Origin of the sequence: Thalassoroseus pseudoceratinae (assembly GCF_011634775.1) — a bacterium.
GTDB classification, from domain to species: Bacteria; Planctomycetota; Planctomycetia; order Planctomycetales; family Planctomycetaceae; genus Thalassoroseus; species Thalassoroseus pseudoceratinae.
Genome location: NZ_JAALXT010000001.1, coordinates 1,298,305 through 1,322,222, shown reverse-complemented (window position 1 = coordinate 1,322,222; position 23,918 = coordinate 1,298,305). Strand labels below are relative to the sequence as shown.

At 49.9% G+C, this 23,918-nt stretch carries 25 protein-coding genes; 4 read left to right on the top strand and 21 right to left on the bottom strand.

Going from position 1 to position 23,918, the window contains the following annotated elements; translation table 11 throughout:
• Positions 1-2: 2 nt before the first annotated feature.
• Positions 3-3,320 carry a LamG domain-containing protein gene (locus G6R38_RS04915; protein WP_166820532.1) on the bottom strand — a complete coding sequence of 1,106 codons (3,318 nt, stop codon included), beginning with the start codon at positions 3,318-3,320 and terminating at the stop codon, positions 3-5.
• A 34-nt stretch (positions 3,321-3,354) separates the two neighbouring features.
• Here G6R38_RS04915 and G6R38_RS04910 point away from each other — a divergent pair, with 34 nt between their 5' ends.
• Together G6R38_RS04910 and G6R38_RS04905 are read left to right on the top strand one after the other, a co-directional pair.
• Positions 3,355-4,047: a hypothetical protein gene (locus G6R38_RS04910; RefSeq protein ID WP_166820531.1), complete on the top strand. Its 693-nt coding sequence runs from the start codon at positions 3,355-3,357 to the stop codon at positions 4,045-4,047.
• Between the two features lie 92 nt (positions 4,048-4,139).
• Positions 4,140-4,748: a hypothetical protein gene (locus G6R38_RS04905; RefSeq protein WP_166820530.1), complete on the top strand. Its 609-nt coding sequence runs from the start codon at positions 4,140-4,142 to the stop codon at positions 4,746-4,748.
• On the opposite strand, the gene G6R38_RS04900 is transcribed toward G6R38_RS04905, so the two are convergent.
• The 9 genes from G6R38_RS04900 to G6R38_RS04860 all read right to left on the bottom strand — a co-directional run bounded on the left by G6R38_RS04900 (position 4,695) and on the right by G6R38_RS04860 (position 11,255).
• Positions 4,695-5,621, bottom strand: coding sequence for a glycosyltransferase family 4 protein (locus G6R38_RS04900; RefSeq protein ID WP_166820529.1), 927 nt, complete (start codon positions 5,619-5,621; stop codon positions 4,695-4,697). The two genes, G6R38_RS04905 and G6R38_RS04900, sit on opposite strands and share 54 nt — an antisense overlap.
• A 322-nt stretch (positions 5,622-5,943) precedes the next feature.
• On the bottom strand, positions 5,944-6,204 hold the full coding sequence (locus G6R38_RS04895) for a hypothetical protein (protein WP_166820528.1): 261 nt from the start codon (positions 6,202-6,204) through the stop codon (positions 5,944-5,946).
• Positions 6,201-6,635 carry a hypothetical protein gene (locus tag G6R38_RS04890; RefSeq protein WP_166820527.1) on the bottom strand — a complete coding sequence of 145 codons (435 nt, stop codon included), beginning with the start codon at positions 6,633-6,635 and terminating at the stop codon, positions 6,201-6,203. Before G6R38_RS04890 ends, G6R38_RS04895 begins: the two co-directional genes overlap by 4 nt.
• 1 nt (position 6,636) lies before the next feature.
• Entirely contained in the window at positions 6,637-7,038 is a 402-nt protein-coding gene (locus G6R38_RS04885) for a hypothetical protein (protein ID WP_166820526.1), read from the bottom strand.
• A gap of 13 nt (positions 7,039-7,051) precedes the next feature.
• Positions 7,052-7,870 (bottom strand): HNH endonuclease, encoded by an 819-nt coding sequence (locus G6R38_RS04880; RefSeq protein WP_166820525.1) that lies wholly within the window; start codon positions 7,868-7,870, stop codon positions 7,052-7,054.
• Between the two features lie 66 nt (positions 7,871-7,936).
• Positions 7,937-8,359: a phage tail fiber protein gene (locus G6R38_RS04875; protein ID WP_166820524.1), complete on the bottom strand. Its 423-nt coding sequence runs from the start codon at positions 8,357-8,359 to the stop codon at positions 7,937-7,939.
• 69 nt (positions 8,360-8,428) lie between these two features.
• Entirely contained in the window at positions 8,429-8,962 is a 534-nt protein-coding gene (locus G6R38_RS04870; RefSeq protein ID WP_166820523.1) for a hypothetical protein, read from the bottom strand.
• The gene (locus G6R38_RS04865) at positions 8,962-9,348 is read right to left on the bottom strand and encodes a hypothetical protein (RefSeq protein ID WP_166820522.1); all 387 of its coding nucleotides are present in this window, start codon (positions 9,346-9,348) and stop codon (positions 8,962-8,964) included. The genes G6R38_RS04870 and G6R38_RS04865 overlap by 1 nt, the downstream gene beginning before the upstream one ends.
• Positions 9,345-11,255: a phage tail tape measure protein gene (locus G6R38_RS04860; protein WP_166820521.1), complete on the bottom strand. Its 1,911-nt coding sequence runs from the start codon at positions 11,253-11,255 to the stop codon at positions 9,345-9,347. Before G6R38_RS04860 ends, G6R38_RS04865 begins: the two co-directional genes overlap by 4 nt.
• A gap of 55 nt (positions 11,256-11,310) precedes the next feature.
• Between G6R38_RS04860 and G6R38_RS04855 the strand changes: the two genes are divergently transcribed.
• Positions 11,311-12,024 carry a hypothetical protein gene (locus tag G6R38_RS04855; RefSeq protein WP_166820520.1) on the top strand — a complete coding sequence of 238 codons (714 nt, stop codon included), beginning with the start codon at positions 11,311-11,313 and terminating at the stop codon, positions 12,022-12,024.
• An 85-nt stretch (positions 12,025-12,109) separates the two neighbouring features.
• Here G6R38_RS04855 and G6R38_RS04850 read toward each other — a convergent pair whose 3' ends face one another.
• From G6R38_RS04850 to G6R38_RS04825, 6 genes are all read right to left on the bottom strand, one after another.
• The gene (locus tag G6R38_RS04850) at positions 12,110-12,403 is read right to left on the bottom strand and encodes a hypothetical protein (protein WP_166820519.1); all 294 of its coding nucleotides are present in this window, start codon (positions 12,401-12,403) and stop codon (positions 12,110-12,112) included.
• A gap of 8 nt (positions 12,404-12,411) precedes the next feature.
• A complete protein-coding gene (locus tag G6R38_RS04845) occupies positions 12,412-13,359 on the bottom strand; it encodes a hypothetical protein (protein WP_166820518.1) in 948 nt (315 codons plus the stop codon).
• Positions 13,360-13,412: 53 nt separating this feature from the next.
• Positions 13,413-13,943: a hypothetical protein gene (locus tag G6R38_RS04840; RefSeq protein ID WP_166820517.1), complete on the bottom strand. Its 531-nt coding sequence runs from the start codon at positions 13,941-13,943 to the stop codon at positions 13,413-13,415.
• A 12-nt stretch (positions 13,944-13,955) separates the two neighbouring features.
• Positions 13,956-14,420: a hypothetical protein gene (locus G6R38_RS04835; RefSeq protein ID WP_166820516.1), complete on the bottom strand. Its 465-nt coding sequence runs from the start codon at positions 14,418-14,420 to the stop codon at positions 13,956-13,958.
• Positions 14,421-14,423: 3 nt separating this feature from the next.
• Positions 14,424-14,795: a head-tail joining protein gene (locus G6R38_RS04830; RefSeq protein ID WP_166820515.1), complete on the bottom strand. Its 372-nt coding sequence runs from the start codon at positions 14,793-14,795 to the stop codon at positions 14,424-14,426.
• Between the two features lie 161 nt (positions 14,796-14,956).
• On the bottom strand, positions 14,957-15,637 hold the full coding sequence (locus tag G6R38_RS04825) for a hypothetical protein (protein WP_166820514.1): 681 nt from the start codon (positions 15,635-15,637) through the stop codon (positions 14,957-14,959).
• A 241-nt stretch (positions 15,638-15,878) separates the two neighbouring features.
• Here G6R38_RS04825 and G6R38_RS04820 point away from each other — a divergent pair, with 241 nt between their 5' ends.
• Positions 15,879-16,586: a DUF4339 domain-containing protein gene (locus G6R38_RS04820; protein ID WP_166820513.1), complete on the top strand. Its 708-nt coding sequence runs from the start codon at positions 15,879-15,881 to the stop codon at positions 16,584-16,586.
• 147 nt (positions 16,587-16,733) lie between these two features.
• On the opposite strand, the gene G6R38_RS04815 is transcribed toward G6R38_RS04820, so the two are convergent.
• The 5 genes from G6R38_RS04815 to G6R38_RS04795 form a co-directional block, all read right to left on the bottom strand.
• The gene (locus tag G6R38_RS04815) at positions 16,734-18,749 is read right to left on the bottom strand and encodes a phage major capsid protein (RefSeq protein WP_166820512.1); all 2,016 of its coding nucleotides are present in this window, start codon (positions 18,747-18,749) and stop codon (positions 16,734-16,736) included.
• The gene (locus G6R38_RS04810; RefSeq protein WP_166820511.1) at positions 18,742-20,343 is read right to left on the bottom strand and encodes a phage portal protein; all 1,602 of its coding nucleotides are present in this window, start codon (positions 20,341-20,343) and stop codon (positions 18,742-18,744) included. Before G6R38_RS04810 ends, G6R38_RS04815 begins: the two co-directional genes overlap by 8 nt.
• Before the next feature lie 63 nt (positions 20,344-20,406).
• On the bottom strand, positions 20,407-21,381 hold the full coding sequence (locus G6R38_RS04805) for a hypothetical protein (RefSeq protein ID WP_166820510.1): 975 nt from the start codon (positions 21,379-21,381) through the stop codon (positions 20,407-20,409).
• A 74-nt stretch (positions 21,382-21,455) separates the two neighbouring features.
• Positions 21,456-21,686, bottom strand: a complete 231-nt coding sequence (locus G6R38_RS04800; RefSeq protein WP_166820509.1) for a peptidylprolyl isomerase — start codon at positions 21,684-21,686, stop codon at positions 21,456-21,458.
• A gap of 376 nt (positions 21,687-22,062) precedes the next feature.
• Positions 22,063-23,883, bottom strand: coding sequence for a terminase gpA endonuclease subunit (locus G6R38_RS04795; RefSeq protein WP_166820508.1), 1,821 nt, complete (start codon positions 23,881-23,883; stop codon positions 22,063-22,065).
• Between the last annotated feature and the right edge of the window lie 35 nt (positions 23,884-23,918).

Sequence of the window (23,918 nt, the reverse complement as noted above, 5' to 3'; positions counted from 1 at the left end):
TATCAACCTTCGTCTTTGGCTTCGGCAACGCCTCGCCAGCCGCCTTTGAGCGTTCCGCCGCTTGGAGCCGTTGTATCCGCCGTCGTTGTATGTATGTCCGTGTTCTCCGATTCTACTTCGCCGGAGCTTCGGTAAGTTCTCACAATTACTTTGCCGGTTGTTCCATTGCTTTGAGCCGAAGACGTATAGGAAATGAAGCCGAAGCCGTCAGACTCGACAATATCGAGAGTCGCAACCGGAGAGTCGTTGTCAGGATCGGGATTCGTGCCGTCGAACGTCATATAGATTCTTGCTTGATCGGCACGGACGTCTTCGGAATCGAGTTCATAGAAATAGACCGCTTCAACCGTCAGAACGCCACCGATTCCAGCACGGAAAGAAATCACTTCTGGAGCCGTTGGCGGTTCTGTTTCTTGGTTTCCGTCGTCGTCAACAATGATTATTGTACTGTCGATTCCTTGAGAAACTAGGTTGTATCGGTTCCTATAGTTTGTCAGAAGGTAGTATGTATTTCCTGCCGCTAGACTCAAGGAACTATAAGGCAAGCTTGAAAACGTCGCCGTTGGCGTTGCGGAAAGATCAGGCTCGGCGTTCTCTCCGACGTGAAGCTCGTACCGTTCAAGGCTTGTATCTTCCGCACGCCACAAACCGGAAAGAGCCTCGGTATATGTCGTGCCGTTGATCGTATACTGCACAATGATTTTGTTTTCAATTTCCGCCGAAGCTTCGACGTACTCGTTGATTGATCGCTGAATCCATAAGCCAATGGATTCATCATTTTCCAAGTCGCCAAGATCGACTCCATAGGTTGCGGAAGCTGGCATTTCAAACGTGAGTCCGCTTGGCGAACCGCCGCCGCTTATGTCCTGTATGGCTCCGTCTGTCAGTTCCTCTTTGGCCAGGAGCAAACCGGAAACCGGCGTAACAACGTCGTTGACGCTCCCGTCTGTAAGCTCCGATCCGTCGATTCCTCTCAAGTCGATTGTGATTACGTGATCCGTCCGACTCGAATAGTAGGCAACTTCCTTCGTCGATCCTGCCAAAGAGCCGATATGCACCCAACCGGCTTCCGGCCAATCACAAAATCCGTTTGTCTTCTCCAGTGAAAGATTACCGGTATTTGGAAAATCTGGAGCTTCGAGCCACGCCGACAATCCGGTTTGCGGAGTTCCGAGACTGCCGAGGTACACCTTGATATTTTCGATCGTCGGACAACCGACGCTCTTGAAGATCAAGGCACGATAATCCGAAGAGCTTCCGCTTCTGTCGGCAGTCGGTGAGTCGTCCAAACCGTAGACGTTGCCGAATTTCTTCACGAACTCCAAAGTCGCCTGCCCCTGCATTGGATCGGAAGAGGTTCGTTTGACGACAACAAACTTCGAAGGATCGGCTCCATCGGGAACGACATAAGTATTCGGCGTATTTGGGAACTGGACTGCCGCTCCAGTTGTCGAAGAACCTGGAGCGGTATAACTCAAGCTGTCGGCTCCGACTGCCGTCAAGCTTCCGGTACCCGAAGTATTCGCCCCGCTGGCGTAAAGAATCTTCACTTGTGGTATTGCAGTCGATTGTAAGTAGCCGATCGCTTCGGCCTGTGTTGAAGAACGATATCCACCAAGGCTGGCATCGGGATCGGTCTGAGTTCCGCCGTCTTCGTCCGCTCCGGTCAGATAGATTCGCAACGAGTCGCCAAGCCTGCCTTCCCATGTGCAAGCTGCCGCTTCCATGTCGGCAATGGCGTCCATATAGCTATATGCTCGAATGTAGAGATCGGCATCGGAATAGAAATCCGCAATCGCTGTCATGTTCGAAGAAGCCGAAATGTCCAAGTTCGCATCGGCTTCCATGTCGGCAATCGCCGTCATGTAACTGTATGCTTTGATTTCTAAGTCGGCGTCGGCATAGAGGTCGGCAATCGCTGTCATATCGGAACTACCGCTCAAAATCCCGGCACGATAATGAACCGGCCTTTCGTATAGTTGGCAACCGTCAAGGAAGATTTCTCTTGCCATGCCATAAGGCAACGGATAGTTGTACCACCGGAAATCTTTGATTCGGCAATAGCAAGCCGAATCGAAATCTTTGTTATTGAACAGATAGATCGGAGCCGAGAACGGCGTATATGTTCCGCCGCTACTGCTTCCCGAAATTCGGCCATTGATATACAGTTCGGTTTGATGGCCGTAAGTGAACTCGGTCAGTTGCCGGAACGTCGAAATCCGAAAAGCTAAGTGGTACCACGTTTCTTTATACAAAGCTACGTCGCTTGAACCGCTGAACGTTGAACCGCCTGCCGCATAACTCCAGTTGATTTTGAATTCTCCAACGGCATCGTTTTCCCAAGTGAGTTCGAGTTCTTCGGACGCCGATTTGTATTTGTGGAGTATCGTTTGTGTCGCTTCGTTCGAACTGTCTTCGTCGTGATAGAACCAAAACGACACCGTGAATCCGTCCTCCTCGTCGAGAGCATATTGCTTGGCAATCTGCGCATAGACGTTGTCGTTGCCGGTTGCGGCGTCATTGGCAAGTACGGTCCCAACTTCGAAGTCGTAAGCCCATGTTGGTTTGTTCGATGTCGGAAACGTGAGAGACGTTCCAAAGCCGGAAAGATCGGAAACGACTTCGCCAGTTCCTTCCCACAAAGGCATACAAAGCCGAAGACCGTTTGCTTGTCGGCTTGTGTAGTCAATACCGGGACACCACGGTTGGACGTGCATTCGATCGTGAAGACATGGACTTGAATAACTATAGGCAAAAACATCGAAGGCGGACGTCACATCGAAACTGTCGAAGCTCCAGTTGCTTGTCCCCGCTGCCGAGTATTCAGCGAAGATACCGACTTTGGTTCCTGTCTTTGATGATGATCCGGTTAGCGTCTTCGTTGTTGTTCCGTCTGTGATTGTCGCCGAGATATTATTGCTGTCGTCGATTTCGACTGTCACCGAAGCGGAGTTGCCGACCGACAAGCTGAAAGTTGTTTGGCTGCCGCCGCTCTCGAAGACTAGGCCATTCCAACGTACCGAAAGGTAATCACTTCCATCAGTGTAACGAAAATAGATTCCTTGCCACGGGTAATTGCTACCGGTATCGCCTCTTGTGAAAGTCGCACAAACTGTATGCCGAGTTGTACCGGTTTCGATCGTTGCGGCACCGTCACCGAACAACGGTACAACCGAGTTGCTTTGAATCTCAAGGCCGGAACCGCTCCACGGCCCACCGAGTTCGGGCGTATGACTTGCAATAGCGGTTCCGTTGGAATCGGTGAAGGAGTCGGCGACGACGGCAATCCCGTCTCCGCAACTAGGCTGCGCCGAGAGCATATAAAAATCAGGAAATTCCATAACTATATGTAGTATGAATTTCTTGATTGTTTGCCGCTCTCGAAGCGGATCGACGTTGCTTGCGGATAGCCTGAATCAACACCCGTCGCTCGTTTGCCACGATGAAATCTTCCACTACGCAAGGCATATTCGGGAGAAACACAATCCCGGCATTCCGATCTACGAAGACGGAACCGACGCCGAGAAGTATCTTCGGAAGAAGATATTCAACGTGAAGAATTCCGGCTTCAAATTGATCGACGACCAAGCCAGAACAACGAACTTGTGGAGCTATCTCGAAAGCAATAGGAAACTTGTGGTGATTCACTTGATCCGCTGGAACGCTCTCAACAGATACGTCTCCGGTAAACTTGCGAAGAAGACTGGCAAGTGGCATACGAACCGACAAGGCAGGCCGAAGACCGAAGAAACGTTCGTCTTCACCAAGACGGAGTTAGAAGCTTTCTTTCGATACGACGATGCCTTGTTCCATGACGTTGAAACAAGATTCCGCAATCATCGAATGATACGGCTTCAGTACGAAGACTTGGCTTCCGAATATCTCGACACAATGAACAACTTGTTTTGTGAACTCGGCGTCAAACCGTTCAAACCAGAAATCCGAATGGAAAAAATTACGACTCGGAAGCCATCGGAGATTGTCGAGAACTATGCCGAATTGAAGGAAGCCTTTGCCGATACGCTGTATGGAAAATACTTTGAATGATTGTTACCAGCCTTGAAAGCCGGACGTTTCCGAGCCTTATCCATTTCTCAGTCGATGCGAAGAGAATAATACTTCCCGGCTTCTTGGAGATCATGGATACCGAACAAGTCACGCCAGAGCCCGAATCGAAGCTAACTTGCATCACGTCGAACGTTCCCAACGACAATATGCCGACGTTGGGAACGTTCGAAGAATCATGTAGACGATACGGCCAACCGGTCTTGAACTCGCTCCAAGGTAAAACCAAGTATCTGTCAATCCACAAGCTAACGACGGCGGCAAAGTTGGTCGATCGTGTTGGAACAGAATTCGTGCTCATTTCCGATTCGGCGGATTCGGTATTCGTGCGAAGTCCACGGCAGCTACTTGCCGACTATCAAAGACACTTCACAGCGGAAGCGGTCTTCATTGCTGTCGGCGATGGTGGAGAGAATCGGCACCGTGCATTCGAACGTTACGTTCCTGGAGCTTGGCGATACGAACGCCGTTCGCCGGGATCGGGCACTTTTATCGGCAGGACGACATTCCTACGGCAATTTCTGAATCGTGCCGTTGAACTCATCGAGCGGGGAAAGACGGATATGCACCCAATCCGACTGGCTTGGCAAGAGTTCTATCCGAAGGCCGTTGTCGATTATGAATCGATTCTATTTCGAGTGGTTCGTAACTGGGAACAGATTTCGTTTCAAATCGGCCAGTGATTCCACAATCGTCTGTTTGAAGGCTTCAGGCTTGCAATCTCTCTCGATTAGAGAGAATCCGCCTTCTCGAATTCGATTCCATAGTTCTTCGTTGTCGTGGAGCTTGGCCGAGAGTTCCGCCCAGTCTTCGGGACTATCCGCAACGAGACAGTGAACGCCGTGATCGGCCTTCAGTTGACCGGCAAGCAAAGGCGAAATCACGCAAGGAATTCCGTTCGCCATCGCTTCGTGAACTTTCCAAGGTATGCCCGTGGCAAATCTCGTCGAAGCCAGGAAGACTCGTTGGCCTTGGTACAACGGCTCTAGCTTCGGAACCAAGCCGAGCAAATCGACGCCTTCAAATCCTTTGACTCGTTCGGTTTCGAGTTTCCCGGCAACGGCCAGCCGTTGCCGGATTTGCTGATATAGATTCTCCCAAGCTTCGGTTTGGAGCCAGAACAAAGCGTCTTCGTTCGAACTGTCCGCTTCCATCTTTCCGCCCACAAACAAGAAGCCTTTGCGTTCGCTGAATGGCAAACCTTCTCGAATCGGCTCCAAACAATGGGGAACAAGTCGAACGTCGGCAACTCCATTGGCTTGCAAGATGGCCGCTTCTTCCAAATTCACAACCCACGCCATCGACGCCAAACGGCAAAGGCCGATTTCATCGTACCGTGTCGCCCAGCCTGGAAGCTTTCCTGTGATCGATTCTTGAAGATCGAACCGACGATACCAAAGCGCTTCCGTGTCATATATGGCGGGCATTCTGCCGTAGACTTTGGGCATATACCGATAGGCGTTGTGCGGTCTGGAAAGAATAGCGACGTCGGCCTGTCTCGGTTCCCTCACAACTTGGATTCGGTGACGTGCCAAAGCATCTTTGTTGAGCGGCATTTCTCTTGCGTCCCTGGCGGTGGGCAGAAAGAGAATATCGTGCCCCAACTCCGAAAGAGTCAGAAGAAGCTTGTATGCTCTTGGAAATCCTGCGCCGAACTGCGGCATAGGAATCCGATCGTCGATTAGTAAAATTCTCATATTGCTATTTTGATGCGGTCTTGACGAATCGCCGAGTGACTGTGATCGATACGCTTCCGGTGGTTTGATTGCGGAAGAACAACTTGATCTTTCGTCCTGAATACTGAGAGTTGAACGGGATCACTTTGCGATATGTTGAACTCGGAGAACCATTGAAGTATATGGCTTCAGTCTCGTCTAGTTAGTCAGTGAAGCTTGCACCGCTAACGGTCGGTGTCTCGTAGGAAATCCAGCACCGAAGCGGTCCACGAATGAATGACGTCGAACCGTTGTATTGAACCGTGACACCAACTTCCATTCCTGTGAATGAATCGGCTCCGTCGTATAGGGTTATCTCGTCGGTCGTTCCGTCGTCGCTATATGTCGAACCGTCGTCAAAGTCGTTGTTCGTAATCGTAAGCGTGTCGATAGTCTCGGAGCTTTGCCAATCGGCAATAATCATGCGGAATTCTCCTTGTGTAGTGAAACAGTTCGATAGTACAAACTCACAATAACGTCGCCTCCGGTTCTGTTCGTAACATGAACTTTGAACTTGGAAGCTCTTCGAGAATCGACAAAGACAAGCTGGCTTCGAGTGTTTGTCGTTTCGCTAGTGTCAATGGCTTCGGCGTACCCGATCGGCAGGCAGAACGTATAGGGGGCGTCGTCTTCGCTTTCGTAGTTCGTGCCGTCAACGTCCCGAAGAATCTTGACCACACAAGCCGAATCGAGTGGATTGCCTTCGCCATAGTTGATCCATAGAAAAAGCTCGGTGCCTGTCACGCCGTCATTGTCGATTGCTTCGGACAAAGTCGTATCGTCGTGCTCCAGACTCTCAGACGCTACACTGCTAGTTGTCCACTCACTATTCCAGACCGGGTATAGTTCGACCATATTAGGAACTCACATTCTCGATTGTCATTTGTTTGTATCTGACTGTCGCCGTAACCGAGTCGCCGGAATCGTTGACAATTTTGATTTTGAATTTCGAGACGGATTCACCGCATACAAAGAAGGTTCTTCGATGCGTCATACTTGCCGCAACCGGCATTTGGAAGCCGAATGGCTTGTCGTCTTCGCTTTCATAGTTTGTACCGTCAACGTCCTTGAGCAAATAAACCGTAACCGGATCGGAAGCCGTGCCATCGTAAGCAACAGTAATCGAAACTTCGGTTCCGCTCTTGTCGTCGTTGTCAATTGCCGCCGTCGTCGCAGAGCTAGAATCCGAGATCGTACTAGCGTTGATACTCGTTGCGGTCCAACTTGAATCCCAGCTTGGATTGATTTCAATTGGCATAAGTTAGTTTCCTTTAGTCGAGTTCTTCAAACTCGATATTCTTTGATCCGCATTCACGGCAACGGCAACTGACGCCGGAGCCATGTTTTCCGCTTCTCAATTGCAAGTTGTCGATATGATTGTTAGTTCTGTCGCCGTCAATATGGTGAACTGACTCCCAACTTTCGAGCGGTCTTCCAAGATGCCTTGCCATTACAAGCCGATGTTCCAGAACATAACCGGAGCAATTTGCCATACAAAAGAGCGGGTCGTTTCGTCTGACAAGGCACTGTATGTATCCTTGATTCTGCAACAAGCGTCCGCCTTTCCAATTCCAATGTCGTTCGGCTTTCGCCATCCGATGTCGTATCTTCAAGCCGTTTGCCAGAAGAATTCGACTGACATTCCTTGTTGTAAGATTGTGTTCTTTGTGAAGGCTTTGTATTGACGATCCTTCTTGATACTTCCTGACAATCTCTTGTTGCGTTTCTTCTGGAACTTCATTCCAGACCGCCCCACGATTGCGAAGTTCAATACCATTTCTATTCAGTGTATTTGCTATAGTTCTTCCGCAGCATTCGTACTTTGTTGCAATTGACTTGCAAGTTCCTCCAGCTTGGTATTCGGCAATCACTTCTTGTGTTTCTCTTTCATTGAAACGCTTGACGCCTTGCCCTCTGCCTGTGCGTTCTCTTTCCAAACTAGAGGGCTGAATGCCAGCTTCACGAACTATTCTGTAAACTGTAGTTTTCCCACAATTCAAATCTTTTGCGATGTCGATTGACCGTTCGCCGCTCACAAATCTCTTTACAATCTCGGCTTTGGTGTCCTTGCTTAGTTTTCGTCTTTTCATAGTTGTACTCCTTAGATGGACTAATGGAGTACGCTTCAAAAAAAACGGCACGACTTTTACGTTCGATCAATCGAATTGGATTGACAAATTTGAAATGGGGAAACTAAACGTCGTGCCGTCGTTGATTGTTTCGCTTGTGTCGAGTTCGCCATAGAAAAGCATGTTTCCGGCCCCATGCGTTGCGCTGTCGCAAATCGCAATATGCGTCACAGTTCCCCAACTGCCGCCGCTGGCTTGCGGAAAGGCGATTTCGCTGGAGTTCGTGACTTGTCCTTGCGTTCCGGCTGTCGGATCGCTCCAGTTGCTATTGCTCGGATTCAGCGATTGCCGTGCATAGGCATATGAGTCGGCAACTTCGTCGATGCTCGTTCCATCGTCTGACGAACTTGGTGCCGACTTACAGAGAGCAATCGCCAGGACAGTCGGCTTGGTATAGGACGAGTCCCGAAAAACGTGATTCGCTAGAGCGTTCTCTAGGTAATCACTCATGGAATGTGTTTCAGCCATACAGTAACCTCAAAAGTTAGTTACTGTATGTAGAGTTTCACCGGCAGAATTTCAGACCGCTGCAATCGTTACCGAGCCGGAATCGTAGGTATATGAGACGTTCGGAACGTCGGGATGTCGAACCATGAAAATCGAGAACGTGAGCGGAGTCCCTTCGTTGCCAGCCGAATCAACCGGCGTCACTCGGTATTGGTGCGTCGTGACGTCTTCGAGCCAGCGAGTTCGATATAAGAATACGCCTTCGCCATTGTCTAAGATTGTTTCTCGGTCGATCCAAGAACTTGAAACGTACTCGGCGACGACATAGCTTGCGGCTCCGCTGACGGCCAGCCAGTTCAAATAGATCGAACCGCTAAAAGCAATTTGCGGGATATCGCAATTCTTGTCGAGAACTTCCACGAAAGGCGATTCACCAACGCCGACTGAAAGAAAGAATTCACCGGAACCGGAGCTTGAAACTTGCGTCTCGACAAGCCTTCGATCCTTGAAGATGCGGAACGTGACCGGCGTATCGACGTCGCTGGAGAAATTCAAGCGGAACGTCGCTTCGTCAATCCGAACCGGTTTTTCGTACGTGACTGTCATTAGGCTGGCGTTCCTGCGTATCTGAGCTTCCAACGGCTGCGAACGATCCATGTTCCGCCATTCTCGCCGCCAACTGCGTTGGCGGCCTGCCTTCTCTCGGTGATCGTCGAGTCCAACACCAGATAGTTCGCATAAGTGTTGCCTCTAATCTGAACCGAGACGATGGTTCCGACCGTGGATTTGTAAGCTGTAATCAATGAATTCGCTGCCGAAGCATTGGCGACATCAACGACGCCTTCGAGTTCAAACTCATTGCCTCTTGTTCCGAGCCGTCGCCAAGCCGAACCGCTGACGCTTGGACGAGTAATATCTTGGAGTTGGGTTTGTTGCGGCTGAACGTCTCCGGTCAACCGGATGAATGCATTTGAGCCGATATATTCTGTCATTCGCTGGCGTTCCTATTTCTAAGTTTCTTTAGTTGGGCTTCACTGATTTGGATTTCGAGAAGCTCAATCATGCGGTCGAATTGTTTGGTTTGCCGATCGATTACGGCTTGCGGCTTCTTGGCTTCTTCAAGTTCGAATTCCAACTTCTTTTTCTCAAGCTGTGCTTCCTTGAGCCTTGTTTCCAAAGACTGAAGTGCGGCGTCGGCCCCAAGGTTCGTGAAGTCGATCTTCCGTCCGCTGCCTTCAGTTCCGCCAAGCTTCGGAACTTGTGAGTTGTCGAAGATCGGTTTGCCTTCTTCATTCATGAAGAACGGTGAAAAAGTAGCGTCTCCGGTTCGCTTGGAATCGTCGGAACTAAAGCGGCCATTACCAAAGAAATTCGAAGTATCAACTCGGGTTCCGCCTTTGTAACGACCGAGCTTTTGCAAGATGGCGGTTCGGTCGTCTTGATTCAGGCCGGGAATTTTATTGAGCAATTCGCCAACGTTTCTTTCGTCAATGAATCCGCCCGAATTCAAAATGTCTGTCGTTGCGCCGAGCTTTAGGAATGCCCCCTTCATGATTCCAGCTTGGTGCGGTGTCGAACCGGTCGCCAACATTCGCTCTTCAATCAACTGAGCGACGGCTTCTCGTTCTTCGGCTTCCTGGCCTTGGCGGAACTCTCGGATAGCTTTGTCGTTGGCGATTCGTGTCTGTCTTGCACCGACACCGGAAGTTCCCTTCTCAACAAGCTGACGAAAGGTTCCGGTTGCTGCGTCGGATCGTTGCAACTCCAGCAATCCGCCAAACTTGTCGAGATTACCGAGCAAAGTTGCGGCTGGAGCCGACACTTCACGACCGAAGATTTTCGACAAGGCTTGTTTCTTCGAAGATTCGTCGAGCGTGTTCAAGGCTTCGGCAAGATTCGCCAATGCCGTTGGGAAGTTCTCACCGACCAAGTCGATTCTGTCGGCTAACTCCGGTCCACCGATTTCTTCGAGAACCGCCGAAATGTTCTTGTCGGCTTTGGCGGTGGACATAATCGAAACCATGTTCCGAAGCGCCGTCGCTGCCTTCTCCGGTTGATTGTTTCCGATGTCTTTCAAGACATCGAAAGCCGCAAAGCCACTTTGCTGAGAGACGCCGAATTCTTTCATCAAGGAGCCAATTTGTGCCAATGACGTCAAATCCTGTCCTTGGATCGCTGTCCCCTGGAACAATGCCGCCAGCGGAATCGTGACGTCACGAACGTTTTCTTGGTTGAGTTCACGTCCCTGTGATTTGATGAAACCGGCGATTGCCGTTGCGAAGGCTTGCTTGTCGTCGGTATTCGTGGCAACGGCTCCAAGCAAAAGTTCTTCCAACGCCGAACCGGTCGCTTCGTCTTTGCTGAAGCCTTGCGAAATCAATTCGGTCGCAACGGTTTGGGCTTCTTCCAAACTGACAGCGGAACGGTTGGCCGCTCGTCCAACTCTAGGAAGAATCTGTTTCTGATATTCTTCGTCCGACAAGAGAGCCTGAACTCGGAGCTTTCTGCCAACTTCGTCTTGTCGCCGTACCGACTCGGCAAGTTCTTTGTTGTATTCGGCCTGAAGATCGACGATTCGTTTGATGGCAATAGCAACGCCGCCAACAAGAACGCCTTTGATCAATAGACCGGCCTTCTCGCCTTTCTCGCCGTATTCTTCTGTTTCGTTCGTGAGCTTATCGAGTTCGCCCCGAAGCCGTGCATGTTCCCGACCGACTTTACGAAGTTCGGACTTTTGCCGTTGCCAAGCTTCAAAGGCTTCGTCGTTGCCTTCCTTAGCGGCCTTGGAAGTCGCTTTGATTTCTTTCTTGAGCTTTTCTTCGGCATCGACGACTTGCTTGATAGCCTGAATGACTTTTGTAGAGTCGCCTTCAAAGACGAGTTGCTCTGAGCTTGGCATATAATAATTTCTCCGGTTGACTCTATCTATTTATGAATCAACTGGAGAAAACTATATGAGCGGATTCCTTTACTTTGTTCCTGATACCGACGTACTACCAAGCAAGGCATACGACAAGTTGCCCGAAGATTTGCGAAGCATTTTATACGATGCAACTTGGAGCCATGTCTTCGCCCAACGGGGACCGCATAACAAGAGCGGCATGATAATCTCGGTCCATCCGCCGAAAGGCGGAACCGAAGCCATCGCCGGATACTATGCCAAAAACCAAACATGGAACGCCGTCGAAGCCGACGACGGATCGATTCCGTACTATGTCGGATTCGAGAACGGAAGAAGACCGAAGCCTTCGGACTTGCAAAGGCCGGACATGATGCAAGGCCATGAAGTCAAATTGAACGACGGAGAGCTTTACAGGATTCCGGTCATTCATGCGGCGTATACGACGTTGCCGTTGGGCTACCGAGTCCGCAAAGGAATCCCGAATTTGGAGATTGCACCACAATATGAAGAACTCGTTGCCGAAGGTGCGAAATGGTTTGATATGGCGACGTCGGAAACCGCTGCCGGATTCTCGGAAATGTATTTGTTCGCCTGTCTGATTCTCAGATTGAACTACCGAGTCGGCTTGATGGAATGTTCGTTAGATTGTCTCAATTTGCTGACGACCGACAACGTTTCCGAAATCATTTCGGTAACTCTCGGATTCCGAGACATTCAAGCCGAGATCGAAGCTCAAAAAAAAAGAGCCACACAAGCCGATTCCTAATGTCGCTTGCATGGCGTCGGGGGTTGATGCCTGATTTCCAACCGACTTGGCCGGATATTTATTGGCTTCTGCACAGACAGTAATCTCAGTAGTTGACCGTAACCATCATCACGCCGTCGTATCTCGATTCTTCGGATACTGGTTCGACGTCCGCAATCGTTGGCATTCCCGGCGCTGGCACGGACTTTGTAGGAGCCGTCACCGGCTCGGCTGGAGTGTCCTTCGGTCTTGATGCCTTCGGTTTCTCACCCCACGCCGAGCCGTATATTTCGACGTGCCCAGTTCTCTTGTATGTTTCGATAATCTCGGCAGCTTGGTCTTCGTCGATCGCACGAACGGCTAGGAACTTCTCCAAACTGCTTGGAATGACTCGGTTCATTCTGCCCCTTATGTAATTGCCGAAGCGGTCGAAACAGTCATGATTGCCGAACTACCAGCAACCGGTCGTATGACGACAGTACAATCACTTGGAGCATTGTTGCTTCCGCCAGTTTGCCCGACTGAGATCATGCCTTGCGAACTCGATAGACTAATCTTGATATGCTCGGCAGTATTGTCGGCGACTCTCGTTCCTTGTTCGGCAATCTTGCGAAGATAGACGGCAGTTGCCGAAGATGTTTGCGCCGTTCCCGCAAGGCCGAAAGTTGAGAGCGAAACCGCTTCTCTTGTTGTGAGTTCAATTCTCGGTTGTCTTGTTGTGATTGCCGCAAAGGTAGGCCAAACGTCGCCGTCGCTCATTTCCTTTTGAACCGTTAGACCGAAGTCAACAGTCAAGCCAGTGATGCCGTCGAGATCGGTTCCGTTGATCGTCGCTTTGCCGACTGTGAACATTTCATCGAGACTTGGCGTATCGGGCAAAGACACTGTATCGGTATAAACGAATGGATTATTTGAACCGTCATATATGCCGTGAACTTCAACGTCCAATGTTGCCTTCTCACCTTGCCGAGCCGTGAGAGTTCTTGGGACGACAAGTGCTTTGTTCAAAGTCACTTTTAGGTGACTCGTTCCATCGCTTCTTGTTCCGTTAGAAGCCATTTTGGTGAAGTAGCATTCGAGTTGTTCGTTGGTTGCGCCAGAGACAACCGATAGACCGGCCAAAGCGTCGATGTTACCGAGAGCGGTTGCGATGTCAGACGCCGTGAATGTGATCATGGCTTCGTTGCTCATGGTCGCTACGTAAGACGGATCAGGTTGCCCGGCAGCGGATTCCAAGATTTCCTGAACGCCGGGATCGATGCTCAAGTTATCGACGCCGTGCAGTTCAAAGTTCGATCCGCCCGTACCATCAAGGCCGTAGACCGAACCGATTGTGTAAACGTTTCCAATAGACATTAGTTAGAGTTCCTCACTAGAGAGTTGCTTGCAAGCTACTTCTATCTAGTGGGCTACGCTGAGATTTGTTCTCTCGACTCGGCTTGCCATTTAGCAAGTCGCTCTTTCAATGCTTCCGTTGCAACCCTGTGCATCATCTTCAATTCTTCGTTGACAAGCTTCGTCAATTCGCCCGAGTTCTTCGGATTGATTGGGTGCGGAATTCGAACGGGAACACGAACCTTTTGCTTCTTGCCAGTCGCCGTTGCCTTGATCTTGAAAGCTGATACCGGTCGGGAAAGAACTTCCTTCTTCAACTCACCGGTATAAACTAAGGGACCGGGCGGTTTCGGAGCGGGAACGTATTGTTGCGCCGTTCCCGGCTTCAAGATCATTCGTGCCCGGCGTTTCAGTTTGTTGTAATACGATTTCCGTGCGGCGTATCCGTAGCGACGAACGGCAGACGATTCGAAGTGCAATGGTAAAAATTCTTTGATCCAGAATTCTGCCGCTTCGATCAATGCTTCCCGAACGAGAGCGTTGAATTCTCGTTGCATGATGTCGGCGGGTTTCTTCTTCTTGATATACGTCTGAAATGTAATCATCGGAATCCGTTCTCAGTCCAATCCGTAATCGATCGAATAGTATTGTTGGATGTAATCTTCGCTCTCGTTGAAATCGGCTCGTTGGGGCGGAACCGCTGAGTTGATCGAACGGATAAACAGCTTTCCGCCTGCGTAACTTCCGGCCATGACTTCGGCGACAATTGCACCGGCTTGGTTCGTGAACTCATACGCCGAGTCTTGATGCGTCGATTCCGTGACGTCGGCTTCCAAGAGCAAGTACAAGGTTCCGTTGGCGTAGCGGTTCAAGCCATTGGAAAAGCCTTCGAAGTAAATCAACGCAAAGGGTCGGGAGTATTCGCCGTCGCCCGAAGCGGAGCGAGCCTGAATAAAGACGGAATCAAGAGCTTCAGTTGCGTCGTCGGCGGAAACCCAAGATTGAAACGTCGATGATTCGGAAACGAGTTCGGCAAGCTTGTCGGCTGGCGTCGATAGAATCCCACTCGGATTGATCGGCATCGTTTAGTTCCTCCGAATGCGATAGTTCGAACCGCTTTTTTCATGGCCGATTGTTCGTTCGACTTCAACAGTAATCCAACCGAATCCGTCCGAATCGGGCGAAGCCGAGACGAAGAAGACGTCGCCGCCGATCGTGAACGTATCGCCTTTCTTGATGTCGGAGACATCGGCGGAACTGCAAAGAACGGTTCTTTGAAGCGTCTCCATAGAGCCGTCTTCATAGACTTGCAGACCGATCGATTCATGTCGAAGCACGATAGCCGTGATCGTGGAACCGCCTCCGCCCGAAGGCGTATAGGTCACTTCTTCGGCCTGCATGTCCGTATCGAGAATGACGCTTCGTGCATCTGTGATTATGTTTTCAAGGTTTGCCATATACCGTATTTAGTCTCGGTCATTGCAAAAACCCCGTCGCCTTTGGCGACGGGGTTCTGTTGATCGAAGACAAAGCTTTGTCGTTCCATGCACAACAAGAACCCCCGCCAGCGATGCTGGCGGGGGTTCTGCTAACCGAGGGGATTTCCAAGTCCTACGGTTTAGTTTCGTTTATACGAAATCTCACAAAGATCGACTTCAACACTCGGCGTTCCAGTTCCGCTTGCCTTTGCAACTCTCATGTAAGGTTGCAGGCTTCCGCTATAACCAGACATATCGAAAGTCGTTGTACTTGCAACTCGTCTCAATTGTCCGTTGCCGTTGTCGATATAGAACCGAACGTCACTCTTGCCATGCGACAAGTCAATTACCATTTCTTTGTAACTATTCGCCAACGTTTGACCGGTGGCAACGTCGTCGTTGTCGGTCGATCCGTCGTCGGTTTCCACGACGACCGAAGACGTCGAACCGGAGCCTTCAATCTTGAACCAAGCGTTTTGAGCAATTGAATCAATCGTCGCATTGTGATCGCCAGCCACGCCGAGCACGACCGTAGTTACGGCGTCAACGTTCTGAACCTTTGCCCGATAGGTGACACGTTGAATGGAATCAATGTCGAAGCTCAAAACGTCGCCATGCGTGAGAGCGACCGATTGGGCTTCTGAAGTTGCGTCCATACCCAACTGTACCGAACCGGTCGGTTCGCCATCGAGACAAGCATATGTCGGATTTCCAGCCGAAGAAACGTCTTCAACCTTCCAACCGTTTGCGTCTGCGGTTCCGCTAAAGCTCCTTCCGCCGAAGAAGTCGTCTTTGTAGCAATCTACTCTTGCTGTTCCCATAGTTTTTATTCCTTCTATTTAGCGTTCATTTCTGAACGAATAATGTTTGTTGCTAACTCTTGGCTTCCTTGCTTTCTGCCGCAAAATTGCTTGAGCGAGTCGGCTTTGTATCTAGGCGAATTGCAATAAAAATCCACACTGTTCGGATATCCCAAACATTCTTCTTGTGATTGCATTAGGTCAGTCAGTACGGTATACGAGAAGCTTCTAAACAAAACGACGAGTCATAGAAAGTTTTCATATGGCAACTGATTGGTGTTATCAAGACAAAGAGGGTCGTCAATTTGGCCCCTTCGGAAGTGAAACGTTGAAGAGCCTCGCACGATATGGTGCGATTCAGCAGTCTACATTGATACGCAAATTTCTTGATGAGGATTGGAACCCGGCCAGTCGGGTAAAGGGCTTGGAGTTTGCTACAGAAGACGTGGACACTGACCTTTGGTTTTACTCAAACAGTACGACGGGAGTTGTTGAGGGGCCTGTTTCAACCGGCACACTCTCAAAGCTATACCGAGAAAAGAAGTTGAAACTCGACGATCTGGTTCTTCAGGCTGGGTTAGACGATTGGATTACATACAGAGATCGCTGGATGCTATCGAGTACCTCGAATGATGCGGAGTCCGAAGGAGAAGAAGAAGGTGAAGAAGAAGAACGCTATCCGCAGATTATGCGATATATCTCAATACTTGAGGTGCTGTCGAAAATAAGCATTATATGCGCATTGATTTATCTTGTACTTGGGTTTGCTGCCGCCGCAAAGGTCAAGGAAGGTGGCGGCTTGATATTAGTGCAGTCTATTGCAAGTTCAGTTTATCTCTTTGTAGCGGGATTTTTGCTTCTTGTTACTGGTCAAGCTGTGAGTGCGTTTATCGATCTTGTTGAGAACTCATTCAGTATACGTTCGAACCTCAGAGAGATAAAGGTCGTTCTAAAGAGCCAGGACCAGTGACTATATTTGGGATGAAAAGAAAAACCCCGTCGCCGAATGGCGACGGGGTTTGGATAATCAAGGATTCATCAAGGAATACAAATTTTTCCTTTTGGCTACACAGCCTGCTCTATCTAGTAGAGTCGGTAGCCAAAATTTTCGCTTGCATTATTCACCCGCATTTCGATGGACGCCCCTATGGTCTACAGCTTTCGTTCCAAAGCTTTGCAAAACATGAAAGTTCATGCTCAAAGTCTTCTGATCAGTCCAACTTCGAATGATCGGGCTTTCCTGTCCTTGCAAGAACGAAACTTCAATCGTGTCGATTTGAGAAGGATCGGCGAACAAATACCATTTCTTCGTCGAGTTGGAATCAAGAATCGGTTCGATCACAGGAACCAAGTTTCTGTTCGGATTGAAAACCTGGAACTTGCTTGCGGTCGGATCGTATTCTGAATTCGTAATTTGCAGAATGCTACTTTCCAATGCCGCTGGACCGACAAGGTATCTCGGAACCAAGCCGAGAGTTGCACCGTTCATTCCGGTTTGAGTTCTCAACTTCGCTCGCATTGTGTTCAACTCAGTTGTACCTGGAACGCCGCCCGAACTCACGTCGTTGGCGTGATTGGTGTTGTCGAACAAGTTGTAACCGTCCGCCATTGCCGGATTGCTGGTGATGATTGCCCAGGCCGTTGCGTTCACAGTTCGTGCGGCTGCCGCACCGAGCAACTGAGGAACACGGCTCAAAGCGTCGAGATCGTCATTCACCAATGTCTGATAAGAAATGGAAATGATGTTGCTGTAAGCTTCGACGTTGTAACTTTCCTTTTGATCGGAAAGACTCAGTTGATTCGGCTCGGAGTTGTCCGGCCAAACATCGAGCGACGGAGCTTCGGAAAGACGAACACGGTTGATCGCTTTGAAGTCGGATACGCTCGGAGCTTGGCGGAAACATTGTCGCCAAGTCACCGGAGCTTCTTCGTAACCTTGAAGTAACGACTTGTTTGCAGCGTCAAGCAAAAGATTTGTGAAGTCGGCTCCAGTGTGGAAACCGTAATCAGCGCCACGAACCGAACCGGTCAAGGCTTGGGTTGCGATGTCGTGATTGCTCAAGCCACGGACACGAACGCCGTTGCGTTCAAGATTCGCTTTCGCCAAATCGAGCAAGGTAGCGTTTCGGAAATCCTGCCAGCCTGGAGCAAGCTCCTTTTCGTCGGTCTTCTTCAGACCGCAACGAACCGCCAGACCGTCACGCATGGCATCGTTAGTCTTATCGACTTCGGATGCGCCGAAACGAACATAGTCGGTTCTAATTGTCGGAGCACGCTTGGCAAGAATGTCGAGAATCGCCGCTCTTGCTTCGGCGACGGATTCGTACTTCTCGCAAAGTTCGTCGGCGTCGGCTTCGATTCCGTGACGTTTGCATTCGTTACGAATTGCGGCGAATCGATCACGCTGTTCTTTCAACGCCTTTTGAACCGAGTCATTGATTCTTTGTGTTGCCGATCGCTTGCGGGGCTTTGTTGCCTCCTGTCGTTCTTCGGCTTTTGGTTGTTCTACCTTGGGAGTTTCTTCCTTCTTGGTTTCACTCCTTGTGTTGTTTGCTTCCGGTTCATTCTCCGGCTTTGTTTGATTCTTGGTTTCTTCCTTAGCCAAGGTTCCTCCGTGTTGTTGCTTTCTAATTTTCGCTAATTGGTCGGCTCCGATTGGGGTTAGTGAGACTTCTCGCAACTCCCACTGAGTTGCGACATTCATTGGGCCGGAAAATGCCCGACCGTCAATCATGGCTGTTTCGTCTTCGGGAACATAAAGTTTCTTCAGTACGGAATAGCCAATCGACAAGTCGGTAATGTGTTTTTCGTCGATCTTCTTCTTGACGTCTGCTTCCGTATTTGAAACGTCGATATCAAGAATGAGCTTGTCACCTTCGATCCGAAGGTTTCTTGCCGAGCCGAGTATATCCTTGACTCGGTCTCTGTTATGCGAATCCAACAAAGGAATACGTTCAGGCAAATCGACGCCAGACATCAGAAGCGTTTCTGGAACGACTTCGTATCTCTCATAATCGAACATCGGAACCGGGGACTCCGTTGTCGCTATGGCTTCGATTCGATTGCCATTAGTCCGAACGTGAAACGTTCGGACTTCAAGTTCCTTCGGTAGGGTTTCACATAACTTATCCATCGCCTGTATCTAGTGCGGTTGCGACAGATTTTGCTTCAAGCGTTTCTTCGTCTTGAGTATCAACCGGAGAGACACCGACGCCGATCAAATTCATGGCATAGGATTCCGGCAAACCGGCGTCGATAGCGGCCTTGTAGACTTCGGCGTTTTCTTCGATCACTTTGCGCCAGTCGTGCCCCTTCCTTGCGGCTTCGATTTGTGCCGAGCTAGTTCCGTTTTTGATCGCTCCCATACTGGCGTTCTCGTCTTGGTTGGGATTGATCGACTTCGAAACCGGTCCCCGCCATACGGCATCGCACAAACACAAGTCGCCGCTTTGATCGTTTGGAACATTGCCGAAGTATCCCGCCATGACTCCGGTATCGATTACGGCTTCATAGATCGGTTGATGTGCGGACATATAGAACCAGTTTTGCAAAGACTGGATTTCCGGCATGATGTCGTTCTCGGCGGATCGCTCGGAACTGAAGGAACTGGCTCGATAGTCGCCAGTGATTTGAGACGACTTGACGCCGGGCAGACCGGCAGCAACGCCACGGAGCAAGTGGTTGATGAAGTTCTCGGCAGCTTTGGCCGGTCGATTCGGGTCGAAGCCATCGAGCTTTTCGCCTGGATTCAATTGCAGCAACGTTCCCGGTTGAATTCGAGTGATGGCGTTCCCGTCCGAATCCGTATTGTCGCCGCCTGTCGTCGCCTGCAATCCGAGACTGCCCGACGTCGGTTCCCTTGTGATTGCCAAAGCGATACAGGAACTCACAGCGGAAGCAACGAGTTCGTTGAATTGATAGTCGTTGATGTCTCTCAAATTCAGCAATACGGGCGAGAGCCAAGAAAAACCCCGAAGTTGCGACGGTCGTTGCTGAACGTAGACGTGCAAGATTTCGTCGGCTTGAATCCTAACCGTCTTATAGTTGCGAGAATCGCCAAGCGGATGATTCGGATGCCGAGAATAAACGTGATACGCCAGCCGTTTTCCGGTATCGGCGTCGAGTTCGATTCCCCTGAAGATAACCGTTCCATCCTTCGTCGGCTCGGTCATAATCGCCGCTTCGGAAACTCGTTCGGCTTCAATCACTTGAATCGTGAGCGGGAGCCGAAGATTCCTTGCCGCCTGTTCTTCCTTCGAGATTCGCCGTAGACGAAGAAAGCATTCACCGGAACAAATGACTTCAGTAAGAACTTGTGCCGACAATTCATGGAATGTAATTCCACCCCGTCCCGGCCTGCCGAGATCGGACGGTTCACGGCAGAATCGATCCCAAAGCTTTCTGGCTTTGGTGCGGAATTCGGCAAGCGGTTCGCCTTGCGGATTGACGGCAATTGATTCAGGACTAACGCCATTGCCGATCAAACGTGAAACAATTGCACGCACCGCCTTATTGGCGTACATGTTGTTTCGAAATTCATACCAAGCTCGTTGACGTAATCTTTGGATTACGTCAACCCTTGATATGTCTCCTGCCGCAGCTTGAGCGGCCCAGCTTGCTGTTGTGCGGTCTAACTTTCCAGCTTCGAGTTGCCGCTCGGCAATGTTACTTGCGGCAAGCTTTGACAAGCGATTGAGTTGATTGATAAGTTCGTGCGGATTCTCCATGCCCTATATAGGGGCTGGGAATGGACATTGTTGTTGTCTCACAATGCCAATGAGAGAACAAGCTCATAAACTGTAGTCATCTTCATCTTCCAGTTCGTAAATGTATTCATGAAAGTCATATACCAACTGATTAGCATGTCGGAACATTTCAGATAATCGATTGGCTACTGGAGGAAGTTCATTGTGATTGTCGGCATGTTTAGTGTTGCTCATAAGCATCGAAATATCGTCGGTAATTTCTCGAAATGTCTTCTCAATTTCGATTCTGAGAGACTCAATGTATTCATCAATACGTTCTACTGGTAAACTGGCTACTGCTGCCGAGACTTGGAGAGCGATCTTTCCTAAAGCCGTCGCAATTCCAGCAAACTGGCCAACACTACATCTTGTGGGGTCGTTAGGCAACAGTTGCAACGCACGTTGAATACAACGCCTCATTTGAATGATTGCAGTGTCTGGCCTTAGCTTGATGTACGATTTCGCCTCATCGCCTAAGACGTCAAGCAATTGAGTAGATTTCAAATTTAGTTCGCAACGCATATAATCCCAATCGGCAGTCCGAATGTTTAGCTTACGTTCTTCCTCTGATTGGCGGATATATGACTCAGCCTGGCTGTTTATGCAAGCTAGGTATGCTGATATGAATTGCCACCGAGAGGAATCTTCTTGAGCGTCCGACATTTTTTCATATTCGATTCTTGCTCGTTGGGATTCGATCAAGCTTAGACGCAATTCTCTTTTCTGTTGCTTCAGGTCATATCGTTGCGCAAACAATGCTAGAATAACAAAGGCGAAAGCCAAACCACTGAATAATGCGTTTACTGATCCGAACAAGTCTCCGAAGGTTCCAGCCTCTCCGATGCTTTTGAAGTACAGTATCGGTAGCCAACCGACTCCCCATAGAACTGCAACGCCAATGATACATCCGAGGACTTTGCCCCACGTAAACCAGTCGCCTTCCGATTTTATCTCGTTGCGTAGCGATTCTTCTTCTTTTTTCAATTTCGCAACTTCGGACTCAATGCTATCTTTCGTCATAGTCAAACCTCGTAAGGTGCTCATGGGAAGCTACGAGATTATTTGACGAAAGAGGCTATCGCAACCGAACGGAATCAATCCGCCGAACCGGGACGATCGACTTGAAGCAACGAGAAACCAAAGCCAGAGCGGCCCTCCCTGGCAACTTCGGACTGGAGTTCCTTCTCCATTTCTCTGAGCGTTTTCAACTCGGCAAGCCGTTGTTGCATTTCGCCACGGCTAAAAGATTGCACCGACAGAACTTTGTCGATAGCGTTTCGCACTGCCGCCAATCGGTCGGCAGCGGAATTCGAAGTATATGACATGTTATTTCACTCCTTGACTCGGAAAGCCGAGTTCTCTGCCAACTTTGAAAGAGTGCGAACACTTCGTGCATTTTCCGAAGTAGGATCGGAAGTTACTCTTCGTGATTCGTGCTCCGCTGCCGCAAAGCGGGCAGCGGAGCTTGTGGGACTCAGTTTGCATCGGTTCTTTTTTCTTTGGTTTTGGTTTCCTTACCGGTTCCTTCACTGGCTCTATATTTGGCTCTTGTTTCTTTGACGCAGGCTTGGAGTCGGCCTTCTTTGGTTCCGATTTTGGCGCAGGCTTGGAGTCCGGTTTAGTCTTCGCTTTTGGTTTTGATTGTACGTCGGCGTCCGCCTTGGGTGTTGATTCTGGCATACTGTATTTATGCCGGTGGGGTCAGATTCGCCCGAAGTCGAAGAAGCTTCTGCCGTCACGTCTGACGAATGGATTTACCGACGAACTTGATTCTTGCGGTTTGGGCTTAGGCTTCACTTCGTTCGGAGCCGTTGGCCGTTGCTGTCTCAATCTGAGATCGTAAGCCAAAGCAAGCTGATAGACTTCACAATCGAGCAAGTGATTGTCTTCTCGAACCTTTTCCCAGTAATAAACGTCGAAGCCTTTTGAATCTTTCTTCTTGGCGAGAACTTCGCTAGTCAACTGACTGGCATAAATGCCGCAAACGTCTTCGGGCAAATGCCATGCTCCAGGCGAACCAAGCGGTTTGCCGAGTTTGTCTTGAAGAGCCTGTTTGAACACGTCAACCGAAATCATCATAAGATTCAAATGCTCGCCTTTGATCGGATACCATTTCACAGGCGTTGTCTGTTGCGTTCCGCTTCTGCCTTTCACGGGAATGAATCGATTGGACCGACAGAAGTTGTATACTTCCTTGGTATCGAAACCGGAGTCGATCAAGGCATGAGTGATTCGGATTGGTTCGCCATTGGGGCCGTCAAATACGGAGCCGACGACGTTCAAAAGTGCGTCGGTGTTTGGAACTTGGCCATAGTCGAGAAGGTAACTCGTTTCTCCTGGAAGCCAAGCCCGAACGACATACCAAAGCGAATCCTGTTGAACGTCGGCGGTCAAGACGACGGCAATTGGTTCAACCGGACAAGTCCGAAGTTTGTAATCGGATCGGTGAGCAAAGACTTCCGAGTCGTCGGTGGCATGGATTTCTCGGAGCCACGGAAGACCGAGCCAAGAGTTCCTGAAGTTCCGCAAGCTGTCGGGGTAGTCTTTCGATTCCAGAAACTTGATAGCGACGTCGGCGAAGCGAATCCATGACGGATATAACGCCGACAAGTGATAGCTTCGATGTCGGTTGCCAGTCGCCGTTGCACGCCATTCGCCAAGCTGGAGCATCTTTCTTTTGTGTTTGTCGAGAATCCTGCCTTTGCAAAATTGGCACTCGTAATAGACCGAGTCTCGAATAGCGTCGAGATCGTAACTACCGTCGTCGTGCTTCAGTGAAGAATCGAACTTCAGATTCTCGAAGTTTAGCTTCTGGAAGCCTGCCGTCGTCCCGGCCTTCTTCGAGCAATGAGGACAAGGGACGAAGAAGTATCGTTGGTCGCCTTCCAAGAACCGTCGCCAAATGTTGCCGGTGTCGAGCGTTGGCGTACTTGTGCAAACGATCTTCCGATTCCAGAAAGTCTTCGTTCGCTCAATTGCTAAGTCTAAAGCCCCGGCTTCCTTGTCGCTTGCCGCTGGAAACTTGTCGATTTCGTCGGCGTACAAATAGCGGATCGGACGACTTGCCAAATTCGCCGGACTGTTCGCACCGGTGAGCCGTAGCGTGCAACGAGACAAATACATTTCGAGCAAAGAGAACTTGTCTCTGTCGTTCGGTTTGTGTCTGGCGAGAGTTCGGCAGTCATCAATCAATGGCTGGATTCGGTTCCTGGAAACCGACTTTGCCAAATCCGAATTCGGATACACGCAAAGTATTTGGCCGGGATCGACATCGATGCCGTAGGCCATCATGACAAACAGGCCGATCGTTTTGGCGCATTGTGCGGCCCAACAAAGCGTGATTTGTTCGGTGTTTGGATCGGCAATCGAATTGACGACTTCGGTTAGGTACGGGGTTCTTGAAAACCTTAGTGGACCGGGCGTTGCGGTTTCACGTTCGGACAATGTCAACTTCAGTTCCGCCCATTCTGCAACCGTTAGCTTCTCCGGTGGCGTGAAGACGCTGCGCCAGTTGGCTTCCAACTCGGCAAGCGTTTTCTGTCGGACGTCATTTGGAA